The sequence below is a fragment of the Shewanella sp. KCT genome, from assembly GCF_007636505.1.
Classification (GTDB): Bacteria; Pseudomonadota; Gammaproteobacteria; order Enterobacterales; family Shewanellaceae; genus Shewanella; species Shewanella halotolerans.
On sequence record NZ_LVDJ01000020.1, the window covers coordinates 25163 to 46775 of the forward strand.

Below are 21613 nucleotides of genomic sequence, written 5' to 3' on the forward strand. Positions count from 1 at the left end.
GAAGGAGCAGGTTTTTGAGGAAGGCTGCTTTGTTGAGAGGCGTCTCGCCCTCAGAGGAGGGCGAGACGACAGAGGGTGAGCTTCTTAGATGACTTAGCTCTGCAGTATCTTGAGCGGCAGCCCAAGCACGTCATCGCCGCTACCGGCCAGGTACCAGATGATGGCGACCAGGGCGCCGACGGTCAGCAGATACCAGATGGTTGAGAAGATCTGACCGTATCTGTCCAGCGGCAGCAGATGGCTCTGGTGACGGCTCTTCCACTCGAAGACGATTTCCAGGCTGCCGATCAGCAGCAGGAAGCCCAGCAACGCCAGCCCCAGACTATAGCTGATGAAGACGCCGATGGCGGCGCCGGCCACACAGGCGACAAGTCCCATCAGGCTGTTCATGGAGAAGCTGATGCTCTTGAGGATATGACCGCCATCCAGCGGCAATATGGGCAGCAGGTTGAACAGGTTCAGCAGGGCGTTGAAGGCGGCAAGTCCGGCAAACAGCGGGTTATCTGTGATCCAGTAGGCGACCAGGGCCGCTATCGACATCAGGAGGCCGAAGGTAGGCCCCATGATGGAGATCACCACATCCTGCCAGCGGGTGTTGATCTTCTCATCGCTGAGCGCCAGGCCACCCATGAAGGGGATCAGGTAGATCCCCTTGGTCTTCATGCCGAAATATTTCATGGCGCGAATATGGCCATACTCGTGGAACATGAGACAGGCGATCAGCGCCAGGGCAAACTGGAAGGAGAAGAGCCAGGAGTAGGCGGCCACGCTGGCACCGGCCAGCACCACCTTGATCACCTTGGCGCTCTTGAGCAGCTTAAAGCCTAAGGAGGCCAGGCCCACTAGGCTCAGTTTCTGTGGTGCCTTTACCGGGGTGACCGGCGTCTGGCGCTCGATATCCTTGGCGTTGCGGCTGCCCTCGCTCAGCACGGCGTCTTCGCTCAGCAGGCGATAGTTAAGCGTGAAGGGTTGCCAGATGAGGTCCACCTCCAGGGTGAGGGGGATCTTCTGCACCGTCTCTTGCTGTGGGTCGTGGCGGCTTAACTCAAACTCGTGGTTTCTCAGCCCCTGATTATCGGCACTGGCTTCCTTGACCGACACCAGCTGATTGTCCCAGAAGAGTTGTTGCCAGCCGGCCATTGAGCCTTCGAGGCGCAACTCTTTGCCTAAACAGTCTATTCTCAGTAGTTCCACGTGTTTTCCGTTATCCGTTACCGCTATCTGGCGGGGATTATGCCTGTAAAGCCATGGCAAAGAAAAGAGGCCCGACAATTTTGCCGGGCCTCGTTAGTCGTCTAATCAATTGAGATCACTTACGATTGCTATAGTCGAAGCTGATCTCCTGGGCTTCGTTGACCACTATGCAGGGGCCGTGTTCGCGCTGGGTACGGTTAAAGGCCGGGCCGATATGTAGCTCGACGTTGGCGAAGATATGCTTGCAGGCCTCGATGCGGTACTCCTGATAATAGTGTTCCACTTCCTGCTTGATGGCGTTGAACTCCTGCTCCTCCCGGGACCACTCCTCGGTGATGCGGCGCTTCTCCTCCAGCATCCCCTTGACCTGCTCCACCATGAGGGCATCGTCCTGCCATTCGGCCTTGGGGGGCAGCTTGTTGAGGCTGGCCTCTATGTTGAGCTTGGCTACCACCATGTGTTTGATCCCATGATCCAGCTGCTTGAGCTCCTCTTTCAGCTCGCCGCACTTCATGGCGCAGAATACCTCGGTGCGGGTACCGGCCGTGGCGCCTATGATCACCGCCTTGACCCCCTTATCGGCCTGGGCCACGCCGCCCACCAGGTCGCCGCGGCGGCCGTTGGCGTCGCTGACGATTAGTTTCCCCGCCGTCTGGGTGTGGCTGTGCAGTAGCTGCTTGGTAACTAGGATGTCGCCCTCGGCCTGCAGCTCCGAATACTGCACGAATTGGGCGGAGATCTGCCCCTTGGCAGATAGCTTGGTAGAGAGTTGATCTTCCTTGAGCTGGCGGCCGATCACCCCCTTGCTGACTGTGATGTCACCATCTGCGATCAGCTGGGCCGAGTCGACGAAGCCCATCACGGTAATGTCGCCGGTGGACTTGACCACCATGCCTTCATGCACGTCGCCCGTAACCAGGACACTGCCCTTGAAGTCGACGTTGCCGTAGCCGATATCCACATCCTTAATCTGCAGCACGTCATCGACCTGCATGCCTGTCTTGGTCTCCACCGGCTGGCCGGCGACCGTGGCGACTAACACATTGGGATCGGATTCCAGCAGCTCGGCGCCCGTGCCTGCGGTAAGTTTAAGATCTTTGCCGGCGATCGGCAGTAGCGGCTCACCCTGAACGTTGTAGCCCTTAGTGCCTTCGGTGGCGGGGAGCTTAACCATCAACTTGTCTTTGGGTTTGACCATGATGATCTCGCCGAGGTTACGCATGTCCACCGTACCGTCGGCGCGCTCCTGGGGCTGCAGCAGACGCTCCCTCGCCAGGGGCACCTTACGCTCGACGATGGCATTGGTGCCATTGATGGCAGGCTTGCCGTGGGCAATCACCTCGCTGCAACTCTCGCCTGGGGCCAAGGTCGGCAGCTTGGCCAGCAGGGCCTCTATCTTGACCTTACTCAGCCCCATGCTGATCTGTTCGGCCTTGAGGGCCCTTAAGATATCTTGCAGTGTCAGTGACTTGCCACCCCAGGGGGCGGTGAGCGTCATCTCGGCGCTCATCTTGTCGTCGCTGAGGGTGATGGCTATCTCGGCGTCGCGGCGCTCGGCGATCTCGAAGAAGAGTTCATACTGACCATCGTCCTGACCTATAACCTTGTTGACCTGGGCGACGGCCTTTTCGATAACATTCTTACGGGGGAAAAGCTGGCAAAATTCGGGGAGGGTGAGCAGTTCAAGAATGGCATCCACCGTCAGTGGGCCATGGGTATTGGGAATGACTTTTAATTCGGCTAAGTTTCCGTCACTACTCAGTTCTATCAGTCCAGGATCCAGCATAGAGATTTCCGCAGGTTAATTATTATTTTAGTTAGTATTCTCCCGAGTATAACAGCATAAAGTTTGACCTATGAAGCCCTATTTTATGATGTAGATGAAGCGCATGATTGAAATGAGATCTCGTGCGAAAAAAGCCGGGTGACCCCGGCGTTAAATAACAGATTAAACAGTGTTTTTTTAGCGAGTTACGCCTTGCGGTTGGCGTAGATCTTGTATTTGTTGTTCTCGGCAGCCACATTCACGGTTTTGAAGAATTTGGCTATGGTGTCACTGTAGGGCAGGTGGCGGTTGGCCACGATCTGAAAAATACCGCCAGACTTAAGCTTCGCCTCACTCTCCTGCACGAAGCGGGTCGCTATCTCTGTGGTGCTGTCCAGGCCATCGTGAAACGGTGGGTTGGAGATGATGGCGTCGAACAATCCCTGGGTTTGCGTCAGGCCGTCCGAGGCATAGACCTTGGCCTGCATGCCGTTGGCCGCCAGGGTCAGCTCGCAGGAGGCCAGGGCCATGGCGTTGATGTCGACGCACTCGAGTTCGAGATCTGGGTTGGCCTTGAGCAACGCGGCGGTGATCACCCCGGCGCCGCAGCCAAAGTCGAGCACGCGCCCCTTAAGTGTGGGCAGGTGCTCTAGCAGCAGCTCTGTGCCCTCGTCGAGTCGTTTCTCGCTAAAGACGCCCACCAGGTTGCAGATGGTCAGCTCCCCCTGCGGCGTGCTCAGCACGTAGTCTTTGACCCAGTCGCTGAGTTTGATCTCCGGCGCCTCGCTTTGCAGGCTGCTGCTGTAGAGCATGCAGTGACGGGCGTTATCCAGCTTGATACCGGCATCGAAGTAGTCAGGCAGCTGCTTGGTGATAGAACGAATGCCGCCCTTCTTCTCACCGACGATCACCAGCTCGCCACCCGGGATTAGATGGCGCCCCGCCAGGTTGATCAGGTAGGGTGCCAGGCTCTTAGACTTGGGGTAGAAGAGCACCACGGCATCGAAAGTTTGCGCCGATGGCAGCTGATGACCGAAATGGCACTGCAGACGGGCATTTTCATGGCTTTTGATGCGCTGAAAATGGTTGAAATCCAGGGCCAGAGTCGTGACTTTTGCGGCATCTTCCAACAGGGCCGTCGCCAGAAGATCGCACTCATGATTGATGAGCAAAACATTCTTTGATTCAAACAGTTCGATATTTCTTAGGACGACTTGAGAAGGATTAGATAACACGCGCAACCACAGGCCAAAGGGGAATTTGCGGCAATTATAGCCCAAGCCACTATATTATCAGTAACATTTATTATGCCAGTTTGCCGATTCTTGCCTAAGCTATATCTCATTAGAGGATAAATATCCTTTGTTATGTGAGATTTGGCGCATAACTGAGGTCTATAGGAGATAGAGGAGCGAGGATGCGGCAATTGTCGACATGGATGTGCCTACTGGGCCTTTGTTGCGCTAACGTTTTCGCCGCTCAGGTGATCGTCAACTCTTCTGTGGAGATCGCCGACATCACCCCGAAAGATCTCAAGCTGATCTTCGCCATGCAGAAGCTCTATTGGTCCGACGGTCAGAAGATCCATGTCTTCGTCCTCCCCAGCAACTCCCCCATACATGAAGAATTTTGCTATCAGCAGCTGGAAATGATGCCCTATGTGCTGCGTCATCGCTGGGACCGCCTGGTGTTTTCCGGCGTCGGCGAGCGGCCGGTTACCCTGGATTCCGAGGCGCAGATGCGCGAGAAGGTGGCCAGCACGCCCGGGGCGATAGGCTATGTGTCTGGCGGTGGCGGCGAGCTCGCCGTCGAGGCAGGTATCGAGCGTCAAGGAGGACAAGATGAAGCCGAGCACTAGTCGCTTAATCCTTTTGGCAGGCATCTTAGGTTTGCAGCTGGCCCTCTGCCTGCCTCTTGCTGCGCAGGCCAAGAGCAACCAATGGCAGGTCAATGGCTTTATCGGTCAGGGCTATATTTCAGCCGATGGCAGCGAGTTTATCGTTGGCGAGTCGGGAGACACTTTCGATGTCACCGAGGCGGCGCTGCACCTCTCTTGGATGCCGGATGAACACTTCCGTGTGGCGGGGGCCGCCCGTTATCGCCAATGGGGGAACCTGGATGAGTCAGGTCTCTCCGCCGACTATCTGTTCGCCGAGTATAAGTTCATCTTAGATCAGGGGTATGTGGGGGCCAGGGGCGGCCTGTTTAAGAGTGAGGCCGGCTTCTACACCAGTACCCGGGATGTCTCCTTTACCCGGCCGGGGATCTTGTTGCCCCAGTCTGTCTATAGCGACTATCTTCGCGATGCCCTGCTGCATATCACTGGCGGCGAGCTGTTTGGTGGCCATCCCGTGCTGGACGGCTCACTGGAATGGCACCTCACCCTGGGGGATGCACAAACCTCCGACGACCTGACCCGTAACGTGGTGGGCTCAAAGGAGTTTGGCCGCTTCGATGCCGATGGCTATTGGGGGGCGGATCTCGAGTATCAGGACGACAGCCTGAGGCTAGGACTCACCTATTTCGACGCCAAGAGTCGTTATCAGTCCCACTTGGGGGGGCCTTTTGCTGATGGCAGCCTGCGATCCAAGCACTGGATAGTGTCGGCCCAGTACCGGATTAACTTCCTCGAATTTACCGGCGAATATCTGCACTGGGATCGCTACGTAGGCGGGGTGTTTGTGCCGCCGGAGCTGGGCATCTATGAGGTGAGGGGCTACGGCTACTATCTGGATGTGCGCGGCTATCTGCCGGGGGATGTCGAGGTGTTTGTTCGTTACGATCATCAGGTACAGGATGAGAAGGACCCAGATGGCGACAAGCTGGCCGAACGAGGACTGCCCGGCTACTTCGGCTACGCCCACGACTGGACCATTGGGACCCGCTGGCTGCCCGCGAAAGATTGGATGGTGGCGGCGGAATACCACAAGGTACGCGGCGCCGCCTGGGTGACGCCTATCCTGCTGCCGAATCCGGCGGTGCAGGACAAGGACTGGTCGCTGTTTGCCATCGAAATATCCTATAAGTTCCAGTGGTGATCCCATGATAGTGAATCACCCCAATCGCTTCTTGAGTATCAAATGGAAACTCCTTATCGCGGTGATTCTGATCTTGACCCTGGTGGGTGGGGTGATCTGTACCTTGGCCTACCAGCAGCTACTTAACCAGCAGAAGATGTTACTGGAGGCCCAGCGGGACAAGCTGGCCCAGAGTCTCTCCTTCTCCATGAGTACGGCGGTGGAACATTCACTGCAGGCGGCGATGCAGCTTGGGTTTGTGGCCAATGCCAAGGGGGATGATGGCGCCGAGGGCTATCAGCTACTGCTGAGCGAGAACTGGCCCGACGTACAGCTCTATTGGGATCTCAAGGGCTTTGGCCTGTATCAGCTAAACGGTGAACGACTGGCCCATGCGGGCGAGCCACACTCTCAGGATGATCTTCAGTGGCTGATGCAGAGCGAGGCCTCTTTCGAACTCACCTCAAGGGTGGTGTGTGTCGAGGACTGCGTGATCCAGGTGCTGGTACCGACCCTGGTGAACAGCAAGCCTCATCTGTTCTTCTTCGAGTCGGCACTCACGGAGGTGATCAGCCACTTTCGTACCGACAAGTCGATCGAGCTGGCGGTATTAGGCGCCCAGTCTCGCGGCGCCGAGCCAGGTCCCCTGTGGGGGCGTCATCTTTATAGTATCAGCAACCGCCCCAGCAGCTTCGCCCTGCTGAGTCACATGGCCGACAGTTACTCCTGGCAGCAGATCTCCCTCGGAGAAGGCATCTACAGCTATCAGAACAGCCACTGGGCGGTGTGGTCCTTTCCCTTGGATAAGGTGGAAAACGCCCCGGCGATCGTGGTGTTGATGAGTCTGGAGCAGTGGCAGCAGATGCTATCTACCTTCCAGCTGGGGATGGTGGGCACACTGCTGGTAGGACTGATCTTGGCCGCCGGTCTGGTGCTGTTAGTGGCCTGGTCGCCGGTGATAAGCCTGGCGCGCCACGCCAGCCTCTTGCCCCTGCTGGCGGACCACGACTTTGGCAGCGTACGCACCAGCCTGCCGAGCAAGCCATCCTTGTTTCCCGACGAGGTGGATCTGATCCATCTGGCGACCCGACAGCTGGCCGATAACATGCAGGGGATGGAAAATGAGGTGGACGAGTACACCCATGAGCTGGAACGGCTCGCCATGCTGGATACCCTGACGGGCCTGCCCAACAAGGCGATGCTGCATCATGAGCTGCAGACCGCCATCGCCTGTATCGCCAGCGAGGAAGATTGTGTGGTGCTCATGTTCCTGGATCTCGACGAGTTTAAGCGGATCAACGATACCCTGGGTCATATTCAGGGGGACGAGCTACTCAAAATTGTGGCCGCCAGGCTGACCAACAGCGTGCGCGAGATGGATACCGTGTTCCGTCAGGGGGGCGATGAGTTTCTTATCTTGCTCAGGCAGGTGCGCGACGAGCAGGAGGTGAGCAATGTGATCCACAGGATCTTCTCGGCCCTGCAGCATCCCGTGGTGCTGGGCAGCCACAAGCTGATCGTCACCACAAGTATCGGCCTGGCCTACTGCAACACCTCGCAGCTCAGGGCGGAGGAGCTTATTCAGCATGCGGATCTGGCCATGTATCAGGCCAAGAGCGCCGGTCGCAGCAACTACCGGGTGTTCAGCGAAGAGATGCTGCATCAGGCCAACAACCGTCTCATGATAGAGCAGAGCATAGGCGCGGCTATCAACGAGGAGCAGTTGGTGCTCTTCCTGCAGCCCATAGTCGAACTGCCCTCTGGCAGGCTGCGCGGCTTCGAGGCGCTGATCCGCTGGTTCCATCCCGAGCGTGGCCTCATCATGCCGGGGGATTTCATTCCCGATATCGAGCATAGCGAGGCGATCATCGAGGTGGGTAACTATGTGATCCGTAAGGCCTCGGAGTTAGTCGCCCAGCTCAAGTCGGCCGGCTGGCCCGAGCTCTATATCGCGGTCAACCTGTCGGCCAAACACTTCCTGGCGACCGATCTACTCAACGTGGTGCGTCAGGAGGTGGAGGCGCAGCAGATCTCGGCCCAATCCCTGCTGCTTGAGGTGACCGAGGAGAGCGTGATCGAGCAGGTAGAGCAGGCCATGGCGGCCATGGCGGCGCTCAAGGCGCTGGGGGTGAGGATCGCCATCGACGACTTCGGCACCGGCTACTCTTCGCTGAGCTATCTCAAGCAGTTACCCTTCGATCTCTTGAAGATAGATCGCTGTTTCACCGCCAATGTGCTCGATGGTGAGGCCGATGCCCATATCATCACCACAGTGATCGAGCTGGCTCATAATCTGGGGCGTCAGGTGGTGGCAGAGGGGATTGAGACTCAGCAGCAGGCGGAGTGCCTAAGCTGTCAGCGCTGCGAGCTGGGTCAAGGCTATTACTTCTCGCGGCCACTGGACGTGGCGTCTGTATTTAAGGTGTTGCAGGAGATAGAGGAGACTCGCCTGTGGCCCATCAGCCAGGCTCCCCAGCCTAAGTTGGCTAGGCAGGGGAGCTAGTGAGACAGGCTAGCGCCTGATGCTAGTAACAGTAGCTAGTGAAAGATATGGCTTATTCTTGATTGTCTACCTGAGACACGGGGGCGGCAGACTGGCTCTCGGCGCCCTCGCTAAGTAGATCTTCTGCCTGTTGCAGCGCCTGCTTAGCGTCCATCTCCTTAGCGTTAGAGTCGCTGGCGGCAGACTGTCCCTCGGCGGCCGGTTTGGCCTCGACGGCCGACTTCACATCTTCTTTCGGCAATACCTGTGAGTCGATGAGATCCTTTGCCTTGCTCTCAACCTCAGCTTCAATCTCAGCTTTAACCTTCACCTCAGTTTTCTGCTGCGCCGCTTCAGGCTCAGCATCTAGTGGCAGAGCTTCTACAGGCTTAGCTGACTTTGGCTTTAGAGGCTTAGCTGGAGCCTGTTTAGCTTCTGGCTTAGCTTTAGCCGCTTTAGGTAGCAGGCTGATCAGCTTATGGGCGATATCCGTGTTGTCCTGATGGCCGGCAAACAGGGATGAGGCCGGGCCGGCGGCAAACACCTGTACGTCCACTCCCGTATGACCGCCCGTGGTCCAGCCTGTGTTGGAGCGCTGGTCAATTAGCTTCTTAAGCTGGGTGGTCAGCACCTGCTCGCCCTGCATTCTGGCGTTATCCAGTGCGCTAAACTCGTCATCGCTCGGGGTAAAACCTAGGGCGCCGCTCACGCCGCTTCGCCACTCGTCCTGGGCCAATGCCTGCTTAGCGATTTGTGTCGGGCTGGCGCTTATCTGGCGCAGCATCTGGCTGTCCCAGCGGTACTCGCCTCGGGTGCCGATTGAGAGACCGCCGGTGTTATGGTCGGCGGTGACGACTAAGAGAGTGTCTTGATGCTGACGCACATACTGCTCGACCACCTCGATGGCGCTGGCAAATTCATGCATCTCGGCCATGGCGGTGGCGATATCATTGTTGTGGCCGGCCCAGTCGATCAGGCTGCCTTCCACCAATAACACGAAGCCTTGGTCGTTCTGGGAGAGTAGTTCCAGCGCCTTGGCGGTCATGGTACTCAGGCGTCTGGCCTCTGGCTCATCGATCGCCCAGGGAAGCTGCACGTCGGCGAACAGACCCATCACCTTAGGATGGGTTACACCCTCCAGCAGGGCTGAATCCTTGAGTACCCGATACCCCTTGGCCTCGAACTGCTTGATCAGTTTATCGGAGAAGTATTTCTGACCGCCGCCGAGCATGACGTCGGCATCTGTGGTCAGGTAATTCTGGGCCAGAGCCTCATAGTTACGGCGGCTCTCGTTGTGGCTTAAGAAGGCGGCCGGGGTGGCGTGGTTGATCTGGCTGGTCACTGTCACGCCTGTGTTCATGCCGCGCTTCTTGGCAAGTTCCAGCAGGGTGGGGACGGGGCGCTTGTCGACATCGACTGACACGGCGCCGTTATAGGTCTTCACCCCAGTGGCCAGGGCGGTGGCGGCCGCGGCCGAGTCGGTGACATAGCCGCTGACGGGCGCCGGATAGGTGCTGGCGTTGCCCATCAAGAGGCGGTCAAATACCGTCTGCTCTATCTCCTGGGTGTTGGGATTGTCCTGATAGTAGCGATAGGCGCTGGTGTAGGCTGGGCCCATGCCATCGCCTACCATGATGACGATATTCTTGGGACGGCTCGGCGCCGTCTGCGGGCCGAGCAGGTTGTCGGCCCAGAGGCTGCCCGATACCAGCGCGGCACCCAGGCAGAGGAGGGAACATAAGCGGGTTAGTTTCATCTTGGCTCCAGATTAACGACCGACACGCGCTTCGATGGCGTCCATCAGCATGCCTGTGATATCCACGTCGAAGGCGGCCTCGATCTCTCTGATACAGGTCGGGCTGGTGACGTTGATCTCGGTGAGCTTGTCACCGATCACATCCAGGCCGACGAAGATCAGGCCACGCTTCTTCAGCTCGGGGCCGATGGCGTTGGCGATGGCCCAATCGCTCTCAGACAGGGGCTGAGCGACGCCGCGACCACCGGCGGCCAGGTTACCCCGGGTCTCGCCCTTCTGGGGAATGCGCGCCAGGCTGTATGGAACCGGTACGCCATCTACCACCAGGATGCGCTTGTCGCCGGCGGTGATATCCGGAATGAAGGCCTGGGCCATCGCATATTGCTGACCATGGTTGGTGAGGGTCTCGATGATCACCCCTAGGTTAGGATCCTGCGCCTTAACCCGGAAGATAGAGCTGCCGCCCATGCCATCCAGCGGCTTGAGGATGATATCGCCCTTCTCCTGATAGAAGGCGCGGATGCGCTGGGCATCGCGGGTCACTAACGTGTCTGGGGTAAATTCGCTGAACCAGGCGGTAAACAGTTTCTCGTTGGCGTCGCGGAGGCTCTGGGGCTTGTTGACTATAAGCGTGCCTTGCTCCTCGGCGCGCTCCAGCATATAGGTGGCGTAGACGAACTCGGTATCGAATGGCGGGTCCTTACGCATCAGGATCACGTCGAGATCCGCCAGCGGCGTATCGACGGCCTCTTCCAGTTGGTACCAGGATTGGGGATCTTGCTTCACCGTGAGGCGACGCATGTTACCCATGGCCACGCCGTTCACCATGGCCAGATCTTGCATCTCCATGTAATAGAGCTGATAGCCTCGCGACTGCGCCGCCATCAACATGGCGAAGCTGGAGTCTTTCTTGATGTTAATGTCGCTGATGGGATCCATCACTATGCCAAGCTTTATCATCTCATCTTTCCTTTTGTTAATACTAAGGGCCGAGCCTTTTAGCTCAGGTCGCCAAACTTAAGTTGCAGTGCGCTGATGGCCGTCAGGGCAGCGGTCTCGGTGCGCAGTACGCGGGGGCCGAGCAGCACGTCGGTGAAGGCATGGGTTTCTGTCATGGCGATCTCCTGGGGCGACAAGCCGCCTTCGGGGCCGATCAGCAGACGCACCCTTGGAGTCTCCATCACCAGGCCATTGATACCATGGTCGGCCCTGGGGTGCAGATTGAGCTTGAGGGCCTGGGTGGCTTCACCGCACCAGTCGTCGAGCTGCATCGCTGGTCTCACCTCTGGTACCGTGCTGCGGCCAGACTGTTCACAGGCGCTGATCACTATCTTCTGCCACTGCTGGATCTTCTTCTCCAGACGCTCGCCGGTCAGCTTGACACCGCAGCGCTCGGAAAACAGCGGGGTAATCGTATTGACTCCCAGCTCGACCGATTTTTGCAGGGTGAAGTCCATGCGATCGCCGCGGGAGATCACCTGGCCCAGATGCAGGTTCAGAGGCGACTCGTTGTCGTTCGCCTCCTTGGATAGGACCCGCACTTCGACATTTTTCTTGCTGGCGGCGACGATCTCGGTCAGGTAGTTGTGGCCATCGCCGTTGAACAGCTCGAGCTGCTCGCCGGCGCCCATGCGCAATACGCGCCCGACGTGGCCGGCGGCTTCCTCGTCCAGCATCAACTGCTGGTTAAGGTCATAGTTGCCGGGCTGATAGATCCTTGGAATTCTCATGCATTACTCCGCGATACGCTGGGTATCTGTCCGCTTTTGGCACTGGGCCTGGACAAAGGGGTTGTGGTTGCCCTGTTTGGCCGCGATGGCGGCGTCTCTCTGGCACTCAATAGTATCAACTGGATAGCTTTTATCCCATGCCTGAAACAGTTTTAGCTGACTTTTGGCGATCTTGAGGCCATAGGCCTGTTGCATATAGAGATAGGTGCGGGCTATCTGGCCGCGGGTCTGGCTGGGAGGCTCCACCTTTCTGCCCTTGAAGTCGACCACCATGGCACACTGGCCATATTGCTCAGCCTTGGCGTTCCACTGGCTGAAGCGGAAGTTACTGCGATCGCCATTAACCTCGCCGATGGCGGGCACCAGGTTATGCAGGTCGCTCTCCATCTTCTTAAATTGTTTGTCTATCTTGCCGCAGTTTTTACGGCCGCCCTCTTGCCAGCATTGACGCTGGTGGCCAAATTCCCAGGCGGGGACTATGTGTTCCCACTCGATGCGTTTGGCGCGCTTCTCCTGTTTACGTACCTGATAGCCGCAGCGCTTGAAGTCGGGCTGCCACAACTTGCCCGAGATGCTGATGTCGCAGCCGCAGTAGAAGCTCTTGGCTGGTAGCGCCTCGCTGTAGATGCTGCGTGCGACCTGCTTGGCCTGATTAAAACTGGTGGGATGGGAGGCGAGCGCGCCCGTGGTAAAGCCGAGCGCCAGCAACGCCAAGGCGCCGCGCAGCAGCGGCCTCAAACTCAATGAGGTAGTTAGCACATCTATTCCCTAAAAATAAAAATTCGTCGCCTATCTCTGCCGCGCTCTCTATTTGGCCGGCTTGGTGGCGACTCTTGTGTTGGTGCCCACTCAATCTTGTATCGCTGAATATGGCGCCGTAATTCAAGCCGATTCTACGGGAATCGACTCAGTTCAGGCAAGTTAAGCCGGATTCATCATGCCTCGCCGCCCGTGCCATCCAAGGGGGTGAGAGTCTCCTGGCAGCGGCGGCAGCGATACTGGGTCTCTTGGCGCTGTACCTTGTTGTGTCTGCGAATGCTCAGTGGCACGACGCCGCAGCGGCAGCGATAGTCGAAGGTTCGGCCGGCGACCGAGTCGATATTCAGGCTGTGGGTGGTGCTGGGTGTCAGGCCATAGAGTTTCACCATCAAGGCCTGCCACTCCTTGCCGTGGGGCTTGACCCGGCCATAGAGCTGATAGGCGAGCAGGTGACAGATCTCGTGGGGCACCACCTGCCGGACAAACTCATCCAGGTTTTCCTCTAACAACACAGGGTTGAACCTCAGCTTATTGAGCTGCAGATGGGCGGTGCCGGCGCTCTTGCCCCTGAGTTTGAAGTTCACTTCGGGGCGCGGAAAGTTGCGCTTAAGTTGCCCCTCTGCCGTTTGATAGCAAGATTCAACGGCCTCGAGAATAAGCTGCTGGTGTTCGTTAAGCTCGGTACTATTTGCTGGAGGCTTAGACGTTTTTGATTTTGACGCTTTGGAGCTAAGCCTGGATGATTCTGGCGTAGGCGTGTGAAACAGGGATTGCAATCGTCGAAACATGAAAGGTCAACAGGCCCTAGGCGTTAGGTGATAGACGCCCGCCAAGAGGGCGGGCGTTTTCAGGAGGAGTGATTATAGCCGGGTTGCCGCGGCTTTGACCATCTCCTTGACCTGATCCACGATCGCCATCTCCGTCTCTGCCTCATAGGCCTTCACCCTTGGGGTGTGGATATGGCCGACCTTGATGCCGCTGTTGAAACGCTGGCCCAGGAGCACCGCGCGGTAGGAGATCTCGTTGGACAGGTAGCCGCCGCCCGAGCCGTTGACTGAGCCATTGACCTGAGTCGTGTTTTGCAGCTCGCTCAGGGAGCTGGCGTCGAACTCGCCTCTCGATAGCGTGGTCACTGTGTGGTTGTCATTGATCTTCCACTTACCCTTGACCGACTGCATGGCACCGACAGGTAGGGAGAACTCGACAAACTCAGGGCCATAGAGTGGCTTACCATCGAACATGGGGGCCTGTGGTGACTGGGCCGTGGCGCCGGTCAACACATTGAGGTTATCGGGCGCTGCCGCGCTGCGGTTACGGCCGGGGAAGCGCTCCAGATCGAAGTCGTCACGGCCCATGCTGACGGTGAAGATGGCGTTGACGCTGTTTTCACGATAGACAGGGGTGAGGAGTGACTCGATGATCCCCTGATCGAAGTCGGCGAAGCGCACCGGGATCATTACCGTCTCTATCTGGGCCTTCTTGCCGTCGACGCTAAACTTGTAGCCGTCCAGCGCCAGCGCGGTTAAGCCAGATGGGTTGCTCTGATCTATGTTGCGATCCAGAAAGAAGGGATCGAAGCCGGTGAGCAGAATACGGATCTGGCTGTCGTCATCGAAGTGGATGTCGCTGAAGCCGCGGGAAGATTTCTCTACCGCCTTGAGTAATATGCTGCGCTGCCAGTCGGCCATGTTAAAGGCGGGCTTAGACTCTTTAAGGGTCTTCTTCATCGCCAGGCGACTCCAGTAGAGGGGTCTGTCGTCCTGACCGCCAGATTGCACGTCTCTCACGGCCTGTTGCCATAGGCGCTCGCCTTGGTGGGCCACCATCTGTGTCATGATGAGTTCATCTTTTTGCTGACGATACTTGTCGTCCAGGCTATCGACCAGGGCTTGATAGCGGTTGACGACGTCGGGCATGGCCTGGGTTGCCTTGGGAAGGCGCAGTTCTTCGAGATCCAGAGCGGCGAAGGCGCTGCTACTCAGCAAGCTGGTCATCGCCAGGGCTATGGCTGTTTTACGCATGACATGGTTCCTTTGCAAAAACCTCTTACCCTTACACTCAGCCTAAGGCTGATGTTGGGCAATGATGGCTCAGGGCGGTTATCAATTTGAATTTATTATAGTCAACAACTGAGTATGCACGACATCTGCCTGCAAATAAAGACTTGAGATGGCTTGATAAAATGCCAGATTCTTGACACAAATCATCATGAGTTTGCCCCCACGGCGCAGGGGCAAGTTGCTAGACTCGAAGCAGGGATTTTATACGGCTTAGTGGGGTGTGAAGATGAAAATGCGGGTTAGCTCGGAGTCTGGTCTTAGTTGTGGCTTTCGTTCCAGTTTTAGTTCTGGTCTAGGCTCTGGTATTAGTGCTGGTTTTAGTGCTGGCTTAGGTTACCGGCTGCTTTGTTCGTTGGGGTATCTGGGGCTGCTCAGCCTGGCTCTGTTAAGTTGGGCTGGCGGCGCGGCGGCAGCACCTCAAACTGGGCCTGATAAACCGGCGGCCGAGCAAGAGTCGGCCGGGCCGCTCAGGCTAGATGGCGAGATACAGGCGGCATTCGATGCCGTGGGCGCGAAAGGTGTCATGGTGCTGTTAGATGACAAACAGGGAAAACTGCTGACTAACGACGCCGCCCGCAGCCGGCATCCTTATATTCCTGCCTCGACCTTTAAGATCCCCCACAGTTTATTGCTACTCGAGGCGGGCATAGTAGAAGATGAGCACAGCCGGTTTGTTTGGGACGGCGTTGAGCGCGCCTACAGCAGGTGGAATCGCGACCATAACTTTGTTGGTGCGATGAAGTATTCTGTGGTGCCCATCTACCAGAAACTGGCGTTGCAGCTGGGGGCCGAGCGTATGGCCCGCGGCCTGACAAATCTCGATTATGGTAACGTCAATATTGGCGGCGGGCTGGACAGCTTCTGGCTCGATGGTGACTTGGCGATATCGGCCCTCGAGCAGGTGAACTTCTTAAGGCGTCTGTATCACAATCAACTGCGTGTGTCCGAGCGCAGCCAGCGTATCGTCAAGACCATGATGCTTAACGAGGCCAGCGGCGATTGGGTACTAAGGGCAAAGACGGGCTATGGCGTGCGCAAGGGGCAGAAACTGGGATGGTGGGTCGGCTGGCTCGAGCGCGAGGAGAACACCTATTTCTTCGCCATGAATATGGATATCACCTCAGATAAAGATCTGGTACTGCGTAAGCGGGTGGTGAAGCATCTCTTAAAAGCCAAGGGCTGGATGTGAGAACCTACATCTAACGGAGACGGCCTACATCAGTAGAGGTTAGCTACATGAGTAGAGATTGTAGCGACTCGTGGCTGTTGAAGCGCTTGGTGAAGAAATCCAGGAACACGCTGATGTTGGTGGCCAGCTGTCGGCGACTGGAATAGACGCCATAGACCTTGAAAGGCTCCATCGGCCACTCCTGCAGTAGCGGCACTAGGCTGCCACCGGCCAGCTCGTTCTTACATACTGAATTAGAGAGCATGGCGATGCCGAAATCGTCCAGCACCAGCTGTTTAACCATGATGGCGCTGTTCACCCTCACCTTACGCTTGAAGTTGACCATGGTCTTGCGTTCGCCCTTGCCCAAGGGCCATATGGGGGCCGATCGCGAGGTCCCCAGCAGTATGCCGCTGTGTTCTTTGAGATCCTGGGGGGTCGCCGGGGTACCCTTGGCCTTGAGGTAACCAGGGCTGGCCACCAGTATGGGTTGGCGTTCAAACAGCAGGCGGGCGACTAAGTCGGAAGATTGCAGCGGCCCATACTTGATGGCGATATCATAGCCTTCGCCTACCAGGCCCACATCACTGTCGGTAAATTGGACGTCGAGATCCACGTTGGGGTAGAGCCGCATGAAGCTGCTACAGAGGCTGGCGATAAGCTCCTGGCTGAAGGAAACCGGAATGGCGATGCGCAGTGAACCAAATACATCATTATGCGTATTTTCTATGGTTGCCTTGGCAGCCTCGATTTCATCGCTAATACTACTGCAATGCTGGTAAAAAAGCGCTCCAACCTGAGTCAGGCTGAGATTGCGGGTATCGCGTTGCAACAGGCGCACGCCTAGCTGCTCTTCGAGCTGAGCCACCTTACGACTAATGGTTGATTTTGGCATGCCCGTATTACGAGCAGCCTGGGAGAAACCCTTGGCGCGAACGACGGCCGCAAAGAGCATCATACCGTTTAAATCTGGCATTATTTATCACTGTCTCAAATATGGAACAAAGCGTCTAAGCCAGTTTAATAGCATTTGACCCTATAACAAAGCTATATTTATGGGCTAAAAATTTTAGAGGCTAAAGCAGAGGATCTATTGATGACCAGCAACAATCAGCCCACAAACACGACTCAGGTTCAAACAGCCGATCCGCTTTTTCTTCAAGCTGAACATTTGGCACAGGATTTTTCTCTGTTTCCTAAGCATAGTAAGCAGAGCCTTTCACAGCAGATCAAGGGTCTGCTCAGCGACGATGAAATTCAAGCTAACTTAAAAGAGTTAGAACAGTTGGATGTTGACGGCTACGTGGCCAAAGTCATTCAACCTACCTTAGACAAGAGCCGCCCAGGCGCCAAGCGCGTGATTGCGGATCTGAAAGGCAAGTTAATTGTCGAAAAACATATGGGGCCTTTTTATAGTGCCGAGATCGAACTGAATTTTGGATCTCGTACTCGCCGCATCGGTTTTATCGCCCAGGAACGTACCACGAGCAATGGTGCCTGGATGCCAGAGCATCACCTGGCGGCCTGCACGGCCATTCGTCATTTTGCCGAGCTTTCAATGCCTATCGTTTACCTCATCGACACTCCGGGTGCCGATGCGGGTGAGATAGCCAACAGCCAAAACCAGGCGCACACCATCTCTAAGGCGATTGCCGAGAGTGCTAACGTCGACGTACCTACCGTAGGTATCGTTATCGGTGCCGGTTACTCTGGTGGTGCTATTCCGCTGGCTGCTGCCAACATTCTATTGTCGCTACGTGACGGTATCTTCAACACCATCCAGCCACAGGGTCTACAGAGCATTGCGCGTAAGTACAACCTCTCTTGGCAGGAGTGTGCTAAGTCGGTAGGTGTGTCGCCAGAAGAGCTGTACACCTCAGGTTGTATCGATGGCATCATCGACTTCTCGCCATCTGACAAGGATGAGCGTCAGCACAACCTACGCCGCGCCATCATCAGCAGCATCGAGGCCGTTGAGCATGCGGCGGTACAGTTTGTACGCGAATCTAAGGATCTGCGCGAGCACTACGACCGCAGTCTCCACCGTTTCCTTGAGCCTTCAAAGAACCTGGAAGCGCTTGAGCACCACGCCGAACTGTCGGTGGCTAACAACCCCACCATGCACCTCAACCTGTTTGGTAGCTCATACCGTTACCTGCGTTACCTGACGCTGCGTAGCCGTATCCATTCGATCTCACAGGAGCAATATGGTCGCCTGTCTAAGGTGAGTGTGCCAGAGGGTGATCTGCTGGCGCGTATTCAGCAGGAGCAGGACAAGGTGTTCCAATCTTGGCTGTCTAGCCCAGATAAGCTGGTATACGACGAAGAGCTGAACAAGCTGTGGAGCAACTTCACCGCCAAGCGCGACGAAGTCTCTACCGAGCGTAACATGCTGACTCGTCTCATCCTGGGTGAGCCGAAGCAAAACTATAAGAAGGCCCGTAAGGCGCTATTGTTCAACATCGGTTGGTCGCTGTACCACAGATGGAAGAGCAACGCCGAGAACAACTTCAAGGGATTGATCCACTATCTAGAGAGCCTTCCAGACGAGGTAACTCAGGCAGATTGGCCTGAGCTGAACCAGCTGACGGTTCTGGATGTGATCGTGCACGAAGAGCTGCGCGAAGACTTCATCTGGCAATGTTATAACATCCTGATCTTCAACGCGCTGTATGACAACGTCGTGGGTAACCTTGCCTCTATCGCGAAAGAAGCCATGATGTCTAAGAGCCTGTCGCGCGCCTCGGTTGACGGCCTGCTACATGACTCTATTGACCGCGCTATCTCTAAGCAGGATACCGCTAACGATAAGAACAAGTTCTACAAGTGGCTGAAGTACTTCATGTCTCAGTCTAACCGCGCCGATCTGCTGACCAAGACTGAGCAGTGGAAGAGTGTTGGTTTCCCTCAGCTTAACGACTCTCTGTTCGTTATCCTGACCTACTTCTTCGAGCGTCTGCTGCCTGAATACTTCGCCAGCGAAGAGGAGAGCAGCGAGTACACGGGTGCCATTAACCCGGTTCGTATCGGTCGTCGTAAAGACTTCTGGAACCGTCTGACCATGGGTTATCAGGATCTGCTGATCCAGAAGGTACTGCGTGACGAGAAGCGCGCCGGTAAGATGAGCTGGGAAAATGTGATTGCCAAGTTCTTCACCGAGTTTGAAGAGCTAAACGGCGACAAGATGTCGGCTAACCTGCTGAACTTCCCTGGCTTCCGTCTCTCTATCGAAGACGCGCTAGACAAGGGGATCCGTCCTTGTGGCCTGATCACAGGTACCGCGGACTTCGAGCACCATGGACAGACCATGCGCGTTGGTGTGGCCGTGTCTAACACCGCCTTCCAGGCCGGTGCCTTCGATATGGCTTCTGCCGAGAAGTTCTCAGCGCTCTTGATCGAGTGTGCCAAGCGTAAGCTGCCGGTGATCTGCTTTATCAGCTCTGGCGGTATGCAGACCAAAGAAGGTGCTGCGGCGCTCTTCTCTATGGCGGTAGTGAACGACCGTATTACCCGTTTCGTTCGTGATAACGAATTGCCGGTATTGATGTTTGGTTTCGGTGACTGTACCGGTGGTGCACAGGCGAGCTTCGTGACTCACCCGTTAGTACAGACTTACTACTTCTCGGGCACCAACATGCCGTTCGCCGGTCAGATGGTTGTCCCTGCGTATCTGCCTTCTACCTCGACCCTGTCGAACTATCTGTCTAAGGTACCTGGCGCCATGAACGCCCTGGTCACCAACCCATTTAGCGACACTATCGACGATCAGCTAAGCAGCATCGATCCGCTGATGCCTAAGCCAACGGCTAAGGTAGTGGATGTGATTGGTAACGCCATTTCGACCCTGGTGCCTGAGATGTTGATCACCGAGGAAGAACTGGTACAGGACGATCCGCGTCAGCTGATGAAGCCGATCGACAAGGTGCTGGTACACGCCCGTGGCTGTACTGCGGTGAAACTGATCCGCAAGGCACACGACAACAACATCAAGGTGGTACTGGTGGCGTCAGATCCTGACATGACCTCGGTACCAGCCGACATGCTGAACGAAAACGACAAGCTGGTCTGTATCGGTGGTAACACCTCAGACGAGAGTTACCTCAACGCCTACTCGGTATTGAAGGTTGCCGAGTATGAGCAGGTCGACGCACTGCACCCTGGTATCGGCTTCCTGTCGGAAAGCCCACAGTTTGCTGCCCTGTGTGTGAACAACGGCGTTAACTTCGTCGGCCCAAGTGTGCACTCAATGACGACTATGGGTAACAAGTCGAACGCGATTAAGACCTCGCAGTCGCAAAATGTGCCTGTAGTGCCTGGTAGCCACGGTATTCTGACCAACGCCGAGCAGGCGGTGAACGTGGCCAACGAGATCGGCTACCCAGTGCTGCTTAAGGCGGTACAAGGTGGTGGCGGTAAGGGTATCCAGGTCGTTCAGCGTCCAGAAGATATGATCTCTCTGTTCCAGAAGACCTCTACCGAAGCGGCTGCGGCCTTCGGCAACGGCGACCTCTACCTAGAGAAGTATGTGACCTCACTGCGTCACATCGAAGTACAGTTGCTGCGTGACAAGTTTGGTAATACCAAGGTACTGGGTCTACGTGACTGTTCGGTACAGCGTAACAACCAGAAGGTGATCGAAGAGTCTGGTTCTACCATGCTGCCAGAAGAGCTGAAGCAGAAGGTGATGGAATATACCCGTGCCCTCGGCGACGCCACAGACTACATGGGCGCAGGTACCGTAGAGTTCATCTACAACCTGGATGCCAACGAAGTCTACTTCATGGAGATGAACACGCGTCTGCAGGTTGAACACCCTGTGACCGAGGCGACCTCAGGTATTGATATCGTGAGCGCAGGCTTCGACATCGCCGCCGGTCGTTCAATAGAAGATCTTGAGCCACAAGAGATCGGTTACGCCATCGAGGTTCGTGTGACTGCCGAGAAGGCCGCACTGGACAGCAACGGCGTGCTACAGCTGCTGCCACATCCTGGCATGATCACCGAGTGTGTGATCCCAGAGCGTGACGATATCGAGATCATCTCTATCGCCGGTGAAGGCAAAGAGGTTTCACCATACTACGACAGCCTGATCGCTCAGATCATCTGCCGTGGTGAGAGCCGTGAAGATGTGATCAACAAGCTGCATGACTACCTGGCGAACCAAGTAGTGATCAAGGGCATCGCGACTAACATTCCATTGTTAACGCGCATCCTGAAAGATGGCACCTTCAACGAAGGCGTGTACGACACCAACTACCTGCCACGCTTCATGGCCGAGCTGGATATTCCAGCGCTGATCGCCGAGATGGAAGCCGCCGCAGAGACTGTAGGTGTGGATACCGAGTCGCTACGTGTGGGTGAGAGTAACGAGCTTAAGGTTCTGGCTCAAGGTGCAGGTATCTTCTATACCTCTCCGGCGCCGGGTGAAGCCGACTTCGTTAAGGAAGGCGACATAGTGACTGTGGATCAGACACTGGCGTTGACCGAAGCGATGAAGATGTTCTCTCAGGTGACACTGGCTGGCTTCAACCGTCAGGGTGCCGTGCTCTATCCAGAGGATAAGCAGTACCGCATCGAGCGTATCCTGAACAGCAATGGTCAGCAGGTTTCACAGGGCGAGCTACTCTTCGTGGTCTCTCCTGTCTAATCTAAGACGCTAGCTGCTAAATACCCGCCTGATGG

Annotated in this window: 14 protein-coding genes and 1 pseudogene; 5 read left to right on the forward strand and 10 right to left on the reverse strand. The window is 56.4% G+C overall.

Annotation, left to right across the window (positions count from 1 at the left end; genetic code table 11):
* Positions 1-93: 93 nt before the first annotated feature.
* The 3 genes from AYI87_RS19660 to AYI87_RS19670 form a co-directional block, all read right to left on the reverse strand.
* Positions 94-1140 carry a site-2 protease family protein gene (locus tag AYI87_RS19660; protein ID WP_260865191.1) on the reverse strand — a complete coding sequence of 349 codons (1047 nt, stop codon included), beginning with the start codon at positions 1138-1140 and terminating at the stop codon, positions 94-96.
* Positions 1141-1309: 169 nt separating this feature from the next.
* Positions 1310-2980: a DUF342 domain-containing protein gene (locus AYI87_RS19665; RefSeq protein WP_144204328.1), complete on the reverse strand. Its 1671-nt coding sequence runs from the start codon at positions 2978-2980 to the stop codon at positions 1310-1312.
* Between the two features lie 185 nt (positions 2981-3165).
* Positions 3166-4194, reverse strand: a complete 1029-nt coding sequence (locus AYI87_RS19670; RefSeq protein WP_144204329.1) for a class I SAM-dependent methyltransferase — start codon at positions 4192-4194, stop codon at positions 3166-3168.
* A 182-nt stretch (positions 4195-4376) separates the two neighbouring features.
* Between AYI87_RS19670 and AYI87_RS19675 the strand changes: the two genes are divergently transcribed.
* The 3 genes from AYI87_RS19675 to AYI87_RS19685 are packed head-to-tail and all read left to right on the forward strand — an operon-like array spanning position 4377 to position 8479.
* A complete protein-coding gene (locus tag AYI87_RS19675) occupies positions 4377-4817 on the forward strand; it encodes a hypothetical protein (protein ID WP_144204330.1) in 441 nt (146 codons plus the stop codon).
* Entirely contained in the window at positions 4801-5997 is a 1197-nt protein-coding gene (locus AYI87_RS19680) for a hypothetical protein (RefSeq protein ID WP_144204331.1), read from the forward strand. Before AYI87_RS19675 ends, AYI87_RS19680 begins: the two co-directional genes overlap by 17 nt.
* A 4-nt stretch (positions 5998-6001) precedes the next feature.
* Positions 6002-8479 carry a putative bifunctional diguanylate cyclase/phosphodiesterase gene (locus tag AYI87_RS19685; RefSeq protein ID WP_144204332.1) on the forward strand — a complete coding sequence of 826 codons (2478 nt, stop codon included), beginning with the start codon at positions 6002-6004 and terminating at the stop codon, positions 8477-8479.
* Between the two features lie 418 nt (positions 8480-8897).
* Here the strand turns inward: AYI87_RS19685 and AYI87_RS19690 are convergent.
* The 6 genes and pseudogenes from AYI87_RS19690 to AYI87_RS19715 all read right to left on the reverse strand — a co-directional run.
* Positions 8898-10214, reverse strand: a pseudogene (locus AYI87_RS19690) (alkaline phosphatase); the annotation flags it as partial.
* Positions 10215-10226: 12 nt separating this feature from the next.
* Positions 10227-11174 carry a glutathione synthase gene (gshB, locus tag AYI87_RS19695; protein ID WP_144204334.1) on the reverse strand — a complete coding sequence of 316 codons (948 nt, stop codon included), beginning with the start codon at positions 11172-11174 and terminating at the stop codon, positions 10227-10229.
* Positions 11175-11212: 38 nt separating this feature from the next.
* Complete coding sequence (rsmE, locus tag AYI87_RS19700) at positions 11213-11944, reverse strand: 16S rRNA (uracil(1498)-N(3))-methyltransferase (RefSeq protein WP_144204335.1); 732 nt, start codon at positions 11942-11944, stop codon at positions 11213-11215.
* 3 nt (positions 11945-11947) lie between these two features.
* Positions 11948-12682 carry an endonuclease gene (locus AYI87_RS19705; RefSeq protein WP_409928983.1) on the reverse strand — a complete coding sequence of 245 codons (735 nt, stop codon included), beginning with the start codon at positions 12680-12682 and terminating at the stop codon, positions 11948-11950.
* A 197-nt stretch (positions 12683-12879) separates the two neighbouring features.
* Positions 12880-13491, reverse strand: a complete 612-nt coding sequence (locus tag AYI87_RS19710; protein ID WP_144204337.1) for a SprT family zinc-dependent metalloprotease — start codon at positions 13489-13491, stop codon at positions 12880-12882.
* A 72-nt stretch (positions 13492-13563) separates the two neighbouring features.
* A complete protein-coding gene (locus AYI87_RS19715; RefSeq protein WP_144204338.1) occupies positions 13564-14724 on the reverse strand; it encodes a hypothetical protein in 1161 nt (386 codons plus the stop codon).
* A gap of 400 nt (positions 14725-15124) precedes the next feature.
* Between AYI87_RS19715 and blaOXA the strand changes: the two genes are divergently transcribed.
* On the forward strand, positions 15125-15952 hold the full coding sequence (gene blaOXA / locus AYI87_RS19720; protein WP_409928984.1) for a class D beta-lactamase: 828 nt from the start codon (positions 15125-15127) through the stop codon (positions 15950-15952).
* 43 nt (positions 15953-15995) lie between these two features.
* Here blaOXA and AYI87_RS19725 read toward each other — a convergent pair whose 3' ends face one another.
* Positions 15996-16907 carry a LysR family transcriptional regulator gene (locus AYI87_RS19725; RefSeq protein ID WP_144204339.1) on the reverse strand — a complete coding sequence of 304 codons (912 nt, stop codon included), beginning with the start codon at positions 16905-16907 and terminating at the stop codon, positions 15996-15998.
* 120 nt (positions 16908-17027) lie between these two features.
* Here AYI87_RS19725 and AYI87_RS19730 point away from each other — a divergent pair, with 120 nt between their 5' ends.
* On the forward strand, positions 17028-21578 hold the full coding sequence (locus tag AYI87_RS19730) for a biotin carboxylase N-terminal domain-containing protein (RefSeq protein WP_144204340.1): 4551 nt from the start codon (positions 17028-17030) through the stop codon (positions 21576-21578).
* Positions 21579-21613 lie beyond the last annotated feature (35 nt).